The sequence below is a fragment of the Polaribacter sp. R2A056_3_33 genome (genome assembly GCF_019278485.1).
In the GTDB taxonomy this organism is placed as follows: Bacteria; Bacteroidota; Bacteroidia; order Flavobacteriales; family Flavobacteriaceae; genus Polaribacter.
In genome coordinates this window covers 1970900-1986501 of sequence record NZ_CP058984.1, presented here as the reverse complement: position 1 = coordinate 1986501, position 15602 = coordinate 1970900, and the positions used below count along the sequence as shown (strand labels likewise).

The window sequence follows — 15602 nt, the reverse complement described above, 5'->3', positions numbered from 1 at the left end:
CTAAAAATAACTGTATAACACCTCATTTACACTTTTAAACACGAAATGGTTTTCGAGGTTCTATTTTTATTATAATTTAAATATTCAATGTAATTACACCAAAAATTGAAATAAATCTGGCTTGTCATTTAGGTAGTCGCCAAAGAAATTGTTTTCTTTCATTCTTTGAATTAAAGGAGCCAAATCTTGAGAAGATTTTAACTCTAAACCAACAACTGCAGACCCATTTGTTCTGTTATTCTTTTTAGTATATTCAAAATGAGTTATATCATCATTAGGCCCTAAAATCTCTACTACAAACTCTTTTAATGCCCCTGCTCTTTGTGGAAACTTTACTATAAAGTAATGCTTAAGATTTGCATACAACAATGCACGTTCTTTAATTTCTGCAGTTCTTGTAATATCATTATTACTACCACTAACTACACAGACGACATTCTTTCCTTTAATTTTATCAGCAAAAAAATCTAAAGCAGCAATACTTAAAGCACCTGCAGGCTCTACTACAATAGCATCTTTATTGTACAAATCTAAAATGGTCTGGCATATTTTACCTTCGGGAACTGTAATTACTTCCGCTAGGTTTTGCTGACAAATAGCAAAGTTTAAATCGCCTACTCTCTTTACAGCAGCTCCATCCACAAAAGCATCAATTTTATCTAGCGTTGTATTTTCTTTATTTTGAATAGATGTCAGCATAGAAGGAGCTCCCTCTGGCTCAACACCAATTATTTTTGTTTCTGGTGATAGATATTTAAAAACAGAAGACAATCCTGCAGACAAACCTCCACCTCCAATAGGCACAAAAACATAATCTATTTTTTCTTTAGTTTGATTTAAAACCTCTAAACCAACCGTAGCCTGCCCCTCTATTACCTTTTCATCATTAAAAGGATGGATAAAAGTTTTGTTCTTTGAGTCACATTCTAGTTTTGCAGCATCAGAAGCATCATCAAAAGTATCTCCCTCAATTACAATTTCAATAAAATCTTCACCAAACATTTTTACTTGGTTAATTTTCTGATTTGGTGTTGGAGACGGCATAAAAATAGTTCCCTTAATCTGCAGTAGTTTACAAGACAAAGCAACTCCTTGTGCATGATTACCAGCGCTTGCACAAACAATTCCTCGCTGTTTTTCATCTAAAGTTAAAGAAGACATCTTATTATATGCTCCTCTAATTTTATAAGAACGAACCACCTGTAAGTCTTCCCTTTTAAAAAGAATGTTTGCTGCTAGTTCTTTTGATAAATTAAAGTTTTTACTAAGCGGCGTCTCAAAAGCGACACCTTTTAAGTTCTCTAAAGCCTCTCTTACACTTTCTAAACTTGGATAATAAATTTGGTTTGTTTGCATCGATCAAATGTAAAAATAAAACCTGTCAGATTATGAAATCTAACAGGTTTTTTTAACTCAATTTTTGGGGGACATTATAATTTATAGAAACCTAAATTACACCTCTTTCAAGGATTTATTTCATTATAAAAACGAACTATATTAAGCTGTTTTTATAACTTTCATAGCTGTCATAGAAGCTCTTAATTTTGCTCCTACTACCTCTACTGGATGGTTTCTAATAATAGCATTAATTCTAATTAATTCTTGGTTATTAACTCCATTTTCTGAGCTAAAAGATTTACCAATAATATCAGTTTTTACATTCTTCATAAAATCTGTTAATAAAGGCTTACAAGCATGGTCAAACAAATAACAACCATATTCTGCAGTATCAGAAATTACACGGTTCATTTCTGCTAATTTCATTCTTGCAATTGTATTTGCAATTAATGGCGTTTCGTGTAAAGATTCATAATAAGCAGAAGCAGCTATAATACCAGATTCTGTCATTGCTTCGAAAGCTAATTCTACACCAGCTCTTACAAAAGCAACTAATAAAGTTCCGTGATCGAAGTATTCTTGTTCAGAAATTTCATCACTTGTAATTTCTTGTTTTTCAAAAGCAGTTTCTCCTGTTGCAGCTCTCCAAGTTAATAAGTTTTTATCATCATTAGCCCAGTCTTCCATCATTGTTTGAGAGAAGTGACCTGTCATAATATCATCCATGTGTTTTTGAAACAACGGACGCATAATGTCTTTTAATTCTTCAGACAATCTAAAAGCTTCCACTTTTGCAGGATTAGACAACCTGTCCATCATATTGGTAATTCCACCATGCTTTAAAGCTTCAGTTACAGTTTCCCAACCATACTGAATTAATTTAGCAGCATAACCTGGTTCAATTCCTTCTTCAACCATTTTATCAAAAGATAAAATTGCTCCTGTTTGTAACAAACCACATAAAATAGTTTGCTCTCCCATTAAATCAGATTTTACCTCAGCAACAAAAGAAGATTGTAAAACTCCTGCTTTATGACCTCCTGTTGCAACTGCATATGCTTTTGCTTCTGCCCAACCTTTTCCTTGTGGATCATTCTCTGGATGCACTGCTATTAATGTTGGTACTCCAAATCCTCTTTTATATTCTTCTCTAACTTCAGAACCTGGAGACTTTGGCGCCACCATAATTACGGTTAAATCTTCACGAACCTGCATTCCTTCTTCAACGATATTAAAACCATGAGAATACGATAATGTAGCTCCTTTTTTCATTAAAGGCATTACTGCAGTTACAACATTTGTATGTTGTTTATCTGGTGTTAAATTAATAACCACATCTGCACTTGGTAACATTTCTTCATAACTACCAACTTCAAAATTATTTGAAGACGCGTTAATATAAGACTGTCTTTTTTGATCTATAGCAGCCTGTCTTAATGTATAAGAAATATCTAAACCAGATTCTCTCATATTTAAACCTTGGTTTAAACCCTGTGCACCACAACCTACAATCACAATTTTCTTCCCTTTCAACGCTTCTACTCCGTCTTCAAATTCTGAAGCGTCCATAAAACGACATTTCCCTAATTGTTCTAATTGCTCTCTTAATGTTAATGTGTTAAAATAATTTGACATTTTTATTGTTTTTGTTTGTTGTTTAGAATTAAGATTTTAGAATATAGACACCATATTAACTTTACGTAATTACCTATAACCTAACCTCTAGCCTCTTTACTCTTTTTATTTAGTTGTTGTATGTTTCTAGTAATGCTGATATTTTCATTTCTTCTTTAGTAATAGCAACACGTCCTGAACGTGTATATTGCATAATACCAAAAACGCTTAATTGATCATATAATGCTACTATCTCTTCTTTTTTCCCTGATTTTTCCAACACAAAAAACTCAGTATTTACAGTAACAATTCTTGCGTGGCTCTTTTTAATGATATTCTGAATTTGAGGTTCTTCAAATAATAATTCAGATTTAATTTTAAACAACCCAGAAATCTGATAAATTGTTTCATCATCATTATGATAATACGCCTTAATAACCTCTACTTGTTTCTCTATCTGACCAATAATTTTCTTAATATTTTCCTCTGTCATACTTACAACAATGGTAAATTTAGAAACACCAGGTATTTCTGATGGAGATGTATTTAAACTCTCTATATTTATATGTCTTCTTTGGAAAATTGCTGAAATTCTGTTCAACAATCCAATATTATTTTCAGTATAAATAGATACTGTGTAAAATTGTTTTTCTGTACTCATTTTTTTAAAGATATTAGAAGAAAGATGATAGAAAATAGACCATTATTGCCTTTTATTCTAATAAACCTTTACCCTTTGTTCTCTACTCCTTGTTCTTTTTATTACTCTAGTCTAATGTCTGAAACACTTGCTCCGGTAGGAATCATAGGAAAAACATTTCCTTCTTTTTCTACACAAACCTCTAAGAAATAAGCTTCTTTACTTGCCATCATCTCCTCAACTGCCGCAGCCAATTCTTCTCGTTTAGTAACTTTCTTTGCTTTTATATAATACCCTTCTGCAATAGCCACAAAGTTTGGGTTTGTCATCTCTGTAGAGGCATAACGTTTATCAAAAAACAATTGCTGCCATTGACGTACCATTCCTAAGAACTCATTATTTAAGACCACTACTTTTAAAGCAACTTTCTGCTGAAAGATAGTTCCTAATTCTTGAATCGTCATTTGGTAACCACCATCACCAGAAATTGAAACTACATCTCTTTCTGGAGCTGCCATTTTAGCACCAATTGCCGCTGGTAAACCAAAGCCCATGGTACCTAAACCACCAGAAGTAATATTACTTTTTGACTGATTGAACTCAGCATATCTACAAGCAATCATTTGATGTTGACCAACATCACTTACAATTGCCGCGTTTCCTTTACTCTGAATGTTGATTTCTTTTAAAACCTCACCCATAGTTAAACCTTCTTTCGTTGGATGAATATCGTCTTTAATTACTTTTTCATATTCAATAGCGTATAAATCTGCAAATTTTTGACGCCATTCTGGATGCTTATTTTCGTTTAACATTGGTAACAATAATTCTAAGCTAGCTTTTGCATCACCTAAAACAGCTACATCTGTTTTTACGTTTTTATCTACCTCAGCAGGATCAATTTCAAAGTGAATTACCTTGGCTTGTTTTGCATACGTATTTAAACTACCCGTAACACGATCATCGAAACGCATACCAATAGCAATTAAAACATCACACTCATTTGTTAAAACGTTTGGCGCATAATTACCGTGCATACCAACCATACCCACATTTAATGGATGCGAAGTAGGAATTGCAGAAGCTCCTAATATTGTCCAAGCAGAAGGTATTCCTGCTTTTTCAATTACAGCTTTAAACGCTTCTTCTGCTTCACTTAAAATAACTCCCTGTCCCCAAACCACTAATGGCTTTTTAGCAGCATTAATTAATTTAGCAGCTGCTTCTAAAGTGGAAGCATCTGTTTTTGGAACTGGATTATAACTTCTAACTTTTGTACATTTTTCATATGAAAAATCGAACATTTCCTGTTGCGCATCTTTTGTAATATCAATTAAAACAGGCCCTGGTCTTCCGCTCTTTGCAATGTAAAAAGCTTTTGCCATCATTTCTGGAATTTGAGATGCTTTGGTAACTTGACAGTTCCATTTTGTAACTGGTGTAGAAATACCTACAATATCTGTTTCCTGAAACGCATCACTTCCTAATAAATGAGAAAACACCTGCCCCGTAATACACACCATTGGTGTAGAGTCTATTTGTGCATCTGCAATACCAGTAATTAAATTGGTTGCTCCCGGACCAGAAGTTGCAATACATACACCTACTTTACCAGAGATTCTTGCAAACCCTTGTGCAGAATGTGTTGCACCTTGCTCATGACGTGTTAAAACGTGATGAATTTTATCTTGATATTTATATAACTCATCATACACTGGCATAATTGCTCCACCAGGATACCCATAAATTATTTTTGTGTCTTCTGCAATTAAGCACCTAACGATTGCTTCGCTACCAGAAATCCTTTCTGTAACTTTTGCTGTGTTTTGTTTATTTTGTATGGTTTGAGTTTCCATAGTTTTATATTTTTAAATACCTACAAGGCTATTGAAACCTCGTAGGATATCTTGTCTCTTTTTTTTATCTTGTTTCTTGATTTTATTATAAAACTATAAATCGGTAACACACCCTTTAGATGCTGATGCCACTGATTTTGCATATTTATATAAAATCCCTTTTTTGTGCTTTAATGCAGGAGCAATCCAATTTGCTCTTCTAGCAGCTAACTCTTCATCAGAAAGCAATACATTAATTGAATTATCTTCTGCACTAATTCTAATTTTATCACCAGTTTCAAGAATTCCGATAGTTCCTCCTTCTTGTCCTTCTGGTGTAATATGTCCAACCACAAAACCATGGGTTCCTCCAGAAAAACGACCATCTGTAATTAAAGCTACAGATTTCCCTAAACCTGCTCCCATAATTAAAGAAGTTGGTTTTAACATTTCTGGCATTCCTGGTCCTCCTTTAGGTCCAACATACCTAATGACGACTACATCTCCTCTTTCTACTTCTCCGTTTATAATTCCGGTATTTGCTGCTTGTTCTCCATCATAAACCACTGCTTTCCCTTCAAAAAGTAATCCTTCATTTCCAGAAATTTTTGCTACTGCTCCTTCTTGAGCTAAGTTTCCATACAAAATTTGTAAATTACCAGAAGATTTTAATGCTTTATCTGTTGGGTGAATTACATCTTGTTCATCAAATTCCATTGCTACTACATCCGCCAAGTTTTCGGCTAATGTTTTACCAGTAACTGTCATACAATCTCCATGTAAGTATCCTTTATCTAATAAGTATTTCATTATTGCAGGTGTTCCTCCAATACTATGTACATCTTCCATTAAATATTTTCCAGATGGTTTTAAATCTGCAATTAACGGAGTTCTGTCACTAACTTTTTGAAAATCTTCTAATGTAAACTCAATATCTGCTGCATGCGCAATTGCTAAAAAGTGTAATACTGCATTTGTAGATCCACCTAAAGCATTTACCAACGCGATTGCGTTTTCTAAAGATTTTTTAGAAATAATATCTAAAGGTTTTAAATCTAATTCTAATAAGTTTTTGATTGCCAAAGCTGTTCTTTCTGCTTCAGATAATTTATTAGGATTTTCTGCCGGTATAGATGAGTTATATGGTAAAGAGAACCCCATACATTCTATTGCAGAAGCCATTGTGTTTGCAGTATACATACCACCACAAGCTCCAGCTCCAGGAATTGCTCTTTTTATAACTTCTCTATATTCTTCCTCTTCTATTTCTCCAGCCATTTTTTGACCTAAAGCCTCAAAAGCAGAAACAATATTTAACTTTTTTCCTTTGTAGTTTCCAGATGCAATTGTACCACCATACATCATAATTGATGGACGATTTAAACGCAACATTGCAATTACGGCTCCTGGCATATTTTTATCACAACCAACTACTGATACTAAAGCATCATAACTTTGAGCATTCATTACAGTTTCTATAGAATCTGCAATAATATCTCTTGAAGCTAATGAATAATTCATACCAGAGGTTCCCATAGAAATACCATCTGAAACACCTATTGTATTGAATCCTAAACCGACTAAACCTGCAATTTTGCTTTCAATCTTGACCTCTGCAGCCAAATTGTTTAAATGCATATTACATGGGTTACCATCATAACCAGTGCTCGCAATACCAACTTGCGCTTTCTGCATGTCTTCATCCGTTAAACCTACCGCATACAACATTGCTTGTGATGCTGGTTGAGATTCGTCTTGTGTTAATCTGCTACTGTGCTTATTTAGTTTCATTTAATGTTTTCTTCAATTTGTTGTCTAAATTACTATGTTTCTCCATTTTTATTGAATAAAATTCAATAACTTACTTTAAATTCACGTGTTAAAAAAACACCTTAATCAACTGAATTTAAGATAATTAAGCCTACTTAATTATGATACTCAATCTTTAAAATAAATTCATAAAAAAACCTTCCATTTTAATGGAAGGTTTGTTTATAAAAAATATAAATATCACTTCCTTACCAATTCGTAATAATTACGATGACGTTGATAATAGAAATAATATTTAATAATTGTTTTTTCACTGGTGTAAATATTGCGATTTATATTTTAATACGCAACTAATATTTTTTTATTGATGATTGCTAGAAAATAAGTCTAGCCCAGATTGAATGGTCTGTTTGAGCTCTTTTTTGTTTTTTACAAAAAAAGCAAGTAATGAAAGCTGGAAACAGCTTCTAAAAAACTTAAATGATTGTGCTTTGCCCCATATGAATATTTTTAAAATTCATATTACTATCTTCTTGGTTCGCAATATAATCTGCTATAAAATCGCCCACTTTTGCAGTGGAAGCCGAATACTGGTTTTTGCCTTTTAAATCTTGTGTTGTAATACCTAAATCTAACGATTTTTCTACAGCTCTTTGTATTGCATCTGCTTCATCATGTAAACCCAAATGTTCTAACATAAGTGCTGCTGATAAAATAGACGCTAAAGGATTGGCAATATCTTTACCTGCTGCTTGCGGATATGAACCGTGAATTGGCTCGAATAATGCATTTTTTTCTCCTACTGAACTTGATGCCAAGATACCGATTGAACCTCCGATTACACAGGCTACATCTGAAATAACATCTCCAAAAAGGTTTTCTGTTAATATAACATCGAATCGTTTTGGGTTTAATACAATTTGCATTGCTGCATTATCTATAAACATAAAATCTAAAGCAACATCTGGATATTCTTCTCCAATTTTTGCAACTGTTTTTCTCCATAAACGAGAAGTTGCTAAAACATTTGCTTTATCAATTAAAGTTACTTTTTTCTTTCTGTCTTGAGCTGCTTTAAAAGCTAAGTGTGTAATTCTAGAAATTTCATCTACCGTATAAGAACAAACGTCTGATGCTTTTAAACCATCTTCGCTTATTTCTTTTTTACCGAAGTAAATTCCAGATGTTAACTCCCTATAAATAACGATATCTGTTCCTGAAATAATTTCCTTTTTTAGAGGAGAGTTTTTAAGTAATTTAGGATATGCTTTTACAGGTCTTACATTACAAAACAACTCTAACTCCTGTCTTAAACGCAATAAACCTTGTTCTGGTCTTACTTTTAAGGTTGGGTCATTATCATATTTTAACTCTCCAATAGCCCCACATAAAACTGCATCTGCATTTTTACATATTTCTATGGTTTCTTGCGGTAATGGATCACCCGTTTTTTCAATTGCACAAGCGCCCATTTGAGCTTCTTTATATAAAAATATATGGTCGTAAACTTCTGCTACCGCATCTAAAGCTTTTTTTGCTTGCGTGGTTACTTCTGGTCCAATACCATCTCCCGGGATTATTGCAATTGTATATTTCATTCTGTACTTGTAATCTAAAATTATTCTGTTATCAAAGGTAGTTGATTATTTTTAATTGTTGTATCAAAATTCACAACTACCCTCGAAGACAAAGTTTCTTTTTACACTGTTGCTACTTTAGAGATTTTACTAACCTCTATCATAATAGCATGAATATCGTCATCTTTTACTTCTTTTTGCTTATCTGCTGTACTTAAAAAAGCATCATAAGCAACATCTAACTGAACTTTTGTTAGCTCATAACCAATCTTTTTGGCTCTGTACGCCAATGCTGCTCTACCACTTCTTGCAGTTAATACAATTGCACTTTCTGTAACACCAACATCTTCAGGATCCATAATTTCGTATGTTTCTCTGTTTTTTATAACTCCGTCTTGATGTATACCAGAACTATGCGCAAATGCATTTGCACCAACAATTGCTTTGTTAGGTTGTACCGGCATTCCCATACTTTCTCTAACCATTATACTTGTATCGTACAATAGTTTTGTATCAATACTTGTTTCTAGGTTTAAATACGGATGTTGCTTTAACACCATAACCACTTCTTCTAGCGCTGTATTTCCTGCTCTTTCTCCAATACCATTAATAGTACACTCAATTTGACGAGCACCATTAATTACACCTGCAATAGAATTTGCTGTTGCCATACCTAAATCGTTATGACAATGGCATGAAAGAATTACGTTATCTATCCCTTTTACGTTTTCACGTAAATATTTAATTTTTGCCCCATACTCTTCTGGCAAACAATACCCCGTTGTATCTGGAATATTTAAAACTGTTGCTCCAGCTTTAATAACAGCTTCACAAACTCTTGCCAAATATTCATTATCTGTTCTACCCGCATCTTCTGCGTAAAACTCTACATCTTCTACAAAAGACTTTGAATAAGAAACTGCTTTTACAGCACGTTCTATTACTTTTTCTCTTGTTGAATTAAATTTGAATTGAATATGAGAATCACTTGTACCAATACCTGTATGAATTCTTGGGTATTTTGCATATTTTAGTGCTTCTGCGGCTACTTTAATATCATTTTCTACAGCTCTGGTTAAACCACAAACTGTAGCATTTTTTATAATTTTTGAAATCTCAGTTACTGAAATAAAATCTCCTGGGCTAGAAACCGGAAAACCAGCTTCAATTACATTTACACCCAACAAATCTAATCTTTCAGCAATTACCAATTTTTGTTTTGTATCTAACTTACACCCAGGGACCTGCTCCCCATCTCTCAATGTTGTATCAAAAATTTGAACCTTGTTATCTTGCATAATATCTGTAAAGATTATCTTATTTAAACTCAAATGTATATATCGAACTTAAAATAAATAGTTATTTTTACAGCTCCGTACGATTTCTAATATCACCTATAAAAACTTAAATATCTAATTACCAGTTTTTTATGAGTAAAAATGTTACATTAGCCAATCAACAAAATGATGCTCTATTTGTTTTAATTAAGTCTTTAACTAAATCAGAAAAGAGGCAGTTTAACTTATATGTAGGAAGATTAGGTGGAAACATCGATGCTAAGTTTTTTTCTTTATTTAAATTTTTAGAAAAACTAAAGGTATATGATGAAAAAGTTATTATTGGCAGCGGAATTGTTTCTAAACAACAACTTTCTAACTTAAAGGCGCATTTATACAAACAAATTTTAATTAGTTTACGTTTAAACCCTGCTCATAAAAACGTACGAATTCAAATTAGAGAACAATTAGATTTTGCAACGGTATTATATCAAAAAGGACTCTACAAACAAAGTTTGAAACTTTTAGAAAAGGCCAAAAACATGGCTTTGGATAATGAGGAAAAAAATATAGCTTATGAAATTGTAGAACTAGAAAAAGTAATAGAAACACAATACATTACCAGAAGTTTAAGCAACAGAGCAAATCAACTATCTGTACAAGCAAAAGAATTAAGTCAAGACAATGTAATTCATAGTAAACTTTCTAATTTATCGCTACAGTTATACAGTCATTTAATACAAAACGGCTATGTAAAAAATGAAGAGGAATTACAGTTTGTTGATAAATATTTTAGTGACCGAATGCCAAAGTACGATTATCAAAAATTAGGATTTCGTGAAAAATTATGGCTATACAAGGCACATTTATGGCATAGTTTTTTGGTGCAAGACTTTTTATTAAGCTATAAATATGCTAAAAAATGTGTAGATTTATTTGACTGCCCTAAACTGATAAACACGCACCCAGTTTTTTATTTAAAATCTAAAAACTACCTATTAGAATCTTGTTTTCTCGTAAAAAAAGTATCAACCTTTAAAAAAGAACTTACCGCTTTTGAAGAGGAAATTGACAGGAAAGAAGTACCAATGAATACCAATACAGAGTTGTTGATATTCTTGTATTTGTACGCTAACAAACTACACTTACACTTCTTAGAAGGTTCTTTTGAAAAAGGAGAATATCTTGTTGAAATTATTAATAATAAAATTGAAAAGTATAAAAACAGACTAGACAGTCATTTTATTGTTTTACTCTATTATAAAATAGCTTGCTTGTATTTTGGAATGGGTAAAAACAAATTGTGCATTATTTATTTACAAAAAATAATTCGCTCTAAAAACATAGGTTCTGCAGAGGACTTACAATGTTTTGCACGTATTTTAAACTTGATTGCACATTATGAATGTGGATTAGATTACGATCTAGAAAGACAGTTTGTAGATACCTACAAGTTCTTACTAAAAATGGAAAACCTACAAGAAGTACAAAAGGTTTTTCTAACTTCCATTAGAGATTTAAGTGATGTTTTTCCACATGAGATTAAAAATGAATTTAAGAAGATTCATGCCAAATTAAAAACATTTGAGAACCATCCGTATGAAAAAAGAGCCTTCTTATATTTAGACATCCTATCTTGGTTAGAAAGCAAAATTCAAAATAAACCGATTGCTTTAATTATTAAAGAAAAAATAAAACCAATTAACAAATAATCGTAAAACCATATTAGAAATAGCCTATTTTTAATAATACTGCATAAATCATTAAATTTTACGAAATAATCTCCATCAAAAGGGGAAATATTAAATAATACTCCTATTTTTGCTTTGTGAGTTTATCTAATACACATATTAATTCTTCTAAAACTACCAACGTAGTTTATACTTCTATGCGCACAATTACACGCACGATTACAACAATTACCCTTTAGGGGTTCTACTATATTCATATCACCACAGGTTATATATTGTTTCGGGTAAAAACGAAACAAACTCAAAAAAAATTTAATTACTTAAACTATTCATTAAAAATGAAAGTATTAAAATTTGGCGGTTCATCTGTCGCAAGTTCAGAGAAAATACAAAAAGTCTTAGCTATTGTTGAGGCTGCATCTAAAAAAGAAAAAATAGCCGTAGTAGTTTCTGCATTCGGAAAAACTACCGATAAATTATTAGCCGGTGCTAATGAAGCTTTAGAAGACATTACCACAGCTAAAGAAACATTAGAAACCATTAAAGAACTTCATTTTGAAGTAATTGATGATTTAATTGTAAAAAACAAAAAAGAAGTTCACGAAGAAATCACCTATTTATTCGATAGATTAACATCTATTTACGAAGGCGTTTTCTTATTGCAAGAATTATCTGACAAAACATTAGCAAAAGTATATAGTTTTGGAGAAAGACTATCATCTTACATTATTGCAAATGCTGCAAAAGAATTGTTTGACGCTGCTCATAAAGAAAGTAGAGATTTAATTATTACAAACAATGAATATTTAAATGCGCAGGTAAACTTTAAAGTTACTAATAATAATATTACTTCATTTTTTGAAGAAAATAAGCATCAGGTTGTTGTTTTAGGAGGTTTTATCTCTTCGAATGTTTTTGAAGAAACAACTACTTTAGGTAGAGGTGGATCTGATTTTACTGCTGCCATTTATGCTGCTGCTTTAGAAGCGAATGAATTACAAATCTGGACAGACGTTTCTGGTATGTTCACTGCAAACCCTAGAGTTGTAAAGCACGCATATCCTATTTCAGAAATTTCTTATGAAGAAGCCATGGAATTATCACATTTTGGTGCAAAAGTTCTATACCCACCAACAATTCAACCTGCTTTAAGAAAAGGAATTGCTATTCGTATTAAAAACACGTTCGAACCAGAAAGCGCAGGAACTTTAATTTGTAAGAATCCAGAAAACGGAAATGAAGTAAAAGGTATTTCTCATATAGAAGACATTAGCTTAATCACTTTAGAAGGTGGTGGAATGGTTGGAATTCCTGGTTTTTCTAAACGCTTGTTCGAAACTCTTTCTGTCGCTAAAATAAATGTTGTTTTTATTACTCAAGCTTCATCAGAACACTCTATTTGTGTAGGAGTCTTTGAAAATGATGCAGCAAAAGCTAAAGAACTTTTAGACGATACCTTCAGTATAGAAATAGACAAGAAAAAAATAAAACCAATTATTGTTGAAAGTAATTTAGCAATTATTGCCGTAGTTGGTGAAAGCATGAAAAACTACCAAGGTTTAAGCGGACAAATGTTTAGCGCCTTAGGTAGAAACAATGTAAATGTTAGAGCAATTGCACAAGGTTCATCAGAAAAAAACATCTCTGCAGTTATTAATAAATACGATGCAAAAAAGGCTTTAAACACATTACATGAGCAATTCTTTGAAGAAAGAACGAAACAACTAAACTTGTTTGTAACTGGTGTTGGTAATGTTGGCGAACGCTTTTTAGCTCAAATACATCAACAAAAAAAGTTCTTAAAAGAAAACTTAAAATTAAGTATTAAGGTTATCGGAATTGCGAATTCTAGAAAAATGGCTTTCGATGATAATGGTATCGATCTAAATAATTGGAAAGAAGCTTTAGAAAACGGAGAACCAACAACTTTAGACAGTTTTCATAAAAAAGTAAAAGAAAGCAACCATATTAATAGTGTTTTTATAGACAATACTGCAAATCAGCAAGTTTCTGAAATCTATGAAAAATATTTACGTGATAGCATTTCTGTTGTAACTTGTAATAAAATTGCTTGTGCTTCTAGCTTTGACAATTATAAAACCTTAAAACAAGTTTCTAGAAAATACAATGCTTCTTTCTTATTTGAAACAAATGTTGGTGCAGGTTTACCAATTATAGATACTTTAAAGAATTTAGTAAACTCTGGCGATAGGGTCAATAAAATTCAAGCAGTATTATCTGGAAGTTTAAATTTTGTTTTCAATAACTTTAATGCAGATTCAACTTTTCATGATGTGGTTGCTGCTGCTCAAAAAGAAGGATATACAGAACCGGATCCAAAGATTGATTTAAGTGGTGTTGATGTTGCTAGAAAAATCTTAATTTTAGCCAGAGAAAGTGGCTATAAAATGGAATTAGAAGACATTGCAAAAAATGCCTTTTTGCCTGAAGAAAGTTTAAACACAGATAATAATGATGATTTTTACGCATCATTAACTAAAAATGAAGGGCATTTTCAAAATATATTTAAAGAAGCAAACGATAAAGATTGCCGTTTAAAATATGTTGCTGAATTTACTGATGGAAAAGCAAATGTTGGTTTACAACACATCGCTTCAGATCATCCTTTTTATAATTTAGAAGGTAGTGATAATATTGTATTATTCTTTACAGACAGATACCCAGAAAATCCTTTAATTATAAAAGGTGCTGGTGCTGGTGCAGATGTTACTGCTTCTGGTATTTTTGCTGATGTAATTAGAATTGCAAATAAGTAAGCAGTTTTTAGTAGGCAGTACGCAGTCATAAACTGACCGAAAACTGTTTCTAAAAATCATAAACTAACAATAAAAAAGTCTTTAGTTCGTAGTTTTCAGAAACATACTGACTACAAACTGAAGACTGCATACTGAAGACTTAAACAAATGGATTATTTAAAAATTTTTGCTCCCGCTACTGTTGCTAATGTTTCTTGCGGATTCGATTCTCTAGGTTTTGCCGTTGATGCAATTGGAGATGAAATGACCTTTACAAAAACAACTGCAAAAGGCGTTAAAATAACAAATATTACAGGCGCTAATTTAACATACAATGTTGATGAAAATGCCGCAAGTGCCGTTGTTAAAAAAATACTGAATGAAGCAAATGCAGATTTTGGAATCGAATTAACAATTCACAAAGGTTTTTCTCCAGGAAGTGGCTTAGGAAGTTCTGCCGCTAGTGCTGCTGGCGCTGCTTTTGGCGCAAATCAATTATTAGGTAATATTTATTCGGATTTAGAATTGACAAAATTTGCCATGTTTGGTGAAGAAGTAGCTTGCGGAACTCCAATTGCCGACAATGTTTCGGCTGCAATTTATGGAGGTTTTGTTTTAGTAAGAAGCTACAATCCTTTAGAAATTATAAAATTACCGGTTCCTAGCGAATTAAGAGTTGTTGCAATTCATCCGCAGGTAGAAGTAAAGACAAAAGATGCTAGAGAAGTTTTACCAACAGAAATTGCTTTAAAAGATGCAGTTACACAATGGGCAAATGTTGGTGGTTTAATTAGCGGATTATATTCTGAAAATTACGAACTAATTAGTAATTCTTTAGTAGATATTATTATAGAACCTCATCGTAAAAAATTAATTCCACATTTTGACGATGTTAAAAATGCAGCCATAAAAGCAGGTGCTTTAGGTGCAGGAATTAGTGGTTCCGGCCCCACAATTTTCGCGCTTTGTAAAGGTGATGAAATTGCCAATAAGGTTTACAAAAGCATCGAAGAAAGCTATAAAAACACAGGAATCGCCTTTGAAATGTTTATTTCTAAAGTGAATCATGAAGGAATGAAAATATTAAAACAAAATTAATCGTCA

Annotated in this window: 10 protein-coding genes; 3 read left to right on the top strand and 7 right to left on the bottom strand. The window is 32.3% G+C overall.

Going from position 1 to position 15602, the window contains the following annotated elements; translation table 11 throughout:
- Window positions 1-93 precede the first annotated feature (93 nt).
- The 7 genes from ilvA to H0I29_RS08300 form a co-directional block, all read right to left on the bottom strand.
- Window positions 94-1356, bottom strand: coding sequence for a threonine ammonia-lyase IlvA (gene ilvA, locus H0I29_RS08330; RefSeq protein WP_218755069.1), 1263 nt, complete (start codon window positions 1354-1356; stop codon window positions 94-96).
- Window positions 1357-1497: 141 nt separating this feature from the next.
- The gene (gene ilvC / locus H0I29_RS08325) at window positions 1498-2973 is read right to left on the bottom strand and encodes a ketol-acid reductoisomerase (protein ID WP_218755068.1); all 1476 of its coding nucleotides are present in this window, start codon (window positions 2971-2973) and stop codon (window positions 1498-1500) included.
- Between the two features lie 109 nt (window positions 2974-3082).
- Window positions 3083-3613, bottom strand: coding sequence for an acetolactate synthase small subunit (gene ilvN / locus H0I29_RS08320; RefSeq protein WP_165734284.1), 531 nt, complete (start codon window positions 3611-3613; stop codon window positions 3083-3085).
- A gap of 101 nt (window positions 3614-3714) precedes the next feature.
- Window positions 3715-5448 carry a biosynthetic-type acetolactate synthase large subunit gene (ilvB, locus tag H0I29_RS08315; RefSeq protein ID WP_218732345.1) on the bottom strand — a complete coding sequence of 578 codons (1734 nt, stop codon included), beginning with the start codon at window positions 5446-5448 and terminating at the stop codon, window positions 3715-3717.
- A 93-nt stretch (window positions 5449-5541) separates the two neighbouring features.
- Window positions 5542-7218, bottom strand: a complete 1677-nt coding sequence (ilvD, locus tag H0I29_RS08310) for a dihydroxy-acid dehydratase (RefSeq protein ID WP_218755067.1) — start codon at window positions 7216-7218, stop codon at window positions 5542-5544.
- Window positions 7219-7673: 455 nt separating this feature from the next.
- On the bottom strand, window positions 7674-8795 hold the full coding sequence (gene leuB / locus H0I29_RS08305) for a 3-isopropylmalate dehydrogenase (protein ID WP_218755066.1): 1122 nt from the start codon (window positions 8793-8795) through the stop codon (window positions 7674-7676).
- Between the two features lie 101 nt (window positions 8796-8896).
- The gene (locus tag H0I29_RS08300; protein WP_218732342.1) at window positions 8897-10072 is read right to left on the bottom strand and encodes a 2-isopropylmalate synthase; all 1176 of its coding nucleotides are present in this window, start codon (window positions 10070-10072) and stop codon (window positions 8897-8899) included.
- Window positions 10073-10203: 131 nt separating this feature from the next.
- Here H0I29_RS08300 and H0I29_RS08295 point away from each other — a divergent pair, with 131 nt between their 5' ends.
- From H0I29_RS08295 to H0I29_RS08285, 3 genes are all read left to right on the top strand, one after another.
- Window positions 10204-11763, top strand: a complete 1560-nt coding sequence (locus tag H0I29_RS08295) for a hypothetical protein (RefSeq protein ID WP_218755065.1) — start codon at window positions 10204-10206, stop codon at window positions 11761-11763.
- A gap of 317 nt (window positions 11764-12080) precedes the next feature.
- Complete coding sequence (gene thrA / locus H0I29_RS08290) at window positions 12081-14519, top strand: bifunctional aspartate kinase/homoserine dehydrogenase I (RefSeq protein WP_218755064.1); 2439 nt, start codon at window positions 12081-12083, stop codon at window positions 14517-14519.
- A gap of 147 nt (window positions 14520-14666) precedes the next feature.
- Window positions 14667-15596, top strand: coding sequence for a homoserine kinase (locus H0I29_RS08285; protein WP_218755063.1), 930 nt, complete (start codon window positions 14667-14669; stop codon window positions 15594-15596).
- Window positions 15597-15602: the final 6 nt, after the last annotated feature.

Excerpts from the sequence above, each read along its gene's own strand:
- ilvA (WP_218755069.1), bottom strand. The coding sequence starts at position 1,356 with ATGCAAACAAACCAAATTTATTATCCAAGTTTAGAAAGTGTAAGAGAG.
- ilvC (WP_218755068.1), bottom strand. The coding sequence starts at position 2,973 with ATGTCAAATTATTTTAACACATTAACATTAAGAGAGCAATTAGAACAA.
- ilvN (WP_165734284.1), bottom strand. The coding sequence starts at position 3,613 with ATGAGTACAGAAAAACAATTTTACACAGTATCTATTTATACTGAAAAT.
- ilvB (WP_218732345.1), bottom strand. The coding sequence starts at position 5,448 with ATGGAAACTCAAACCATACAAAATAAACAAAACACAGCAAAAGTTACA.
- ilvD (WP_218755067.1), bottom strand. The coding sequence starts at position 7,218 with ATGAAACTAAATAAGCACAGTAGCAGATTAACACAAGACGAATCTCAA.
- leuB (WP_218755066.1), bottom strand. The coding sequence starts at position 8,795 with ATGAAATATACAATTGCAATAATCCCGGGAGATGGTATTGGACCAGAA.
- H0I29_RS08300 (WP_218732342.1), bottom strand. The coding sequence starts at position 10,072 with ATGCAAGATAACAAGGTTCAAATTTTTGATACAACATTGAGAGATGGG.
- H0I29_RS08295 (WP_218755065.1), top strand. The coding sequence starts at position 10,204 with ATGAGTAAAAATGTTACATTAGCCAATCAACAAAATGATGCTCTATTT.
- thrA (WP_218755064.1), top strand. The coding sequence starts at position 12,081 with ATGAAAGTATTAAAATTTGGCGGTTCATCTGTCGCAAGTTCAGAGAAA.
- H0I29_RS08285 (WP_218755063.1), top strand. The coding sequence starts at position 14,667 with ATGGATTATTTAAAAATTTTTGCTCCCGCTACTGTTGCTAATGTTTCT.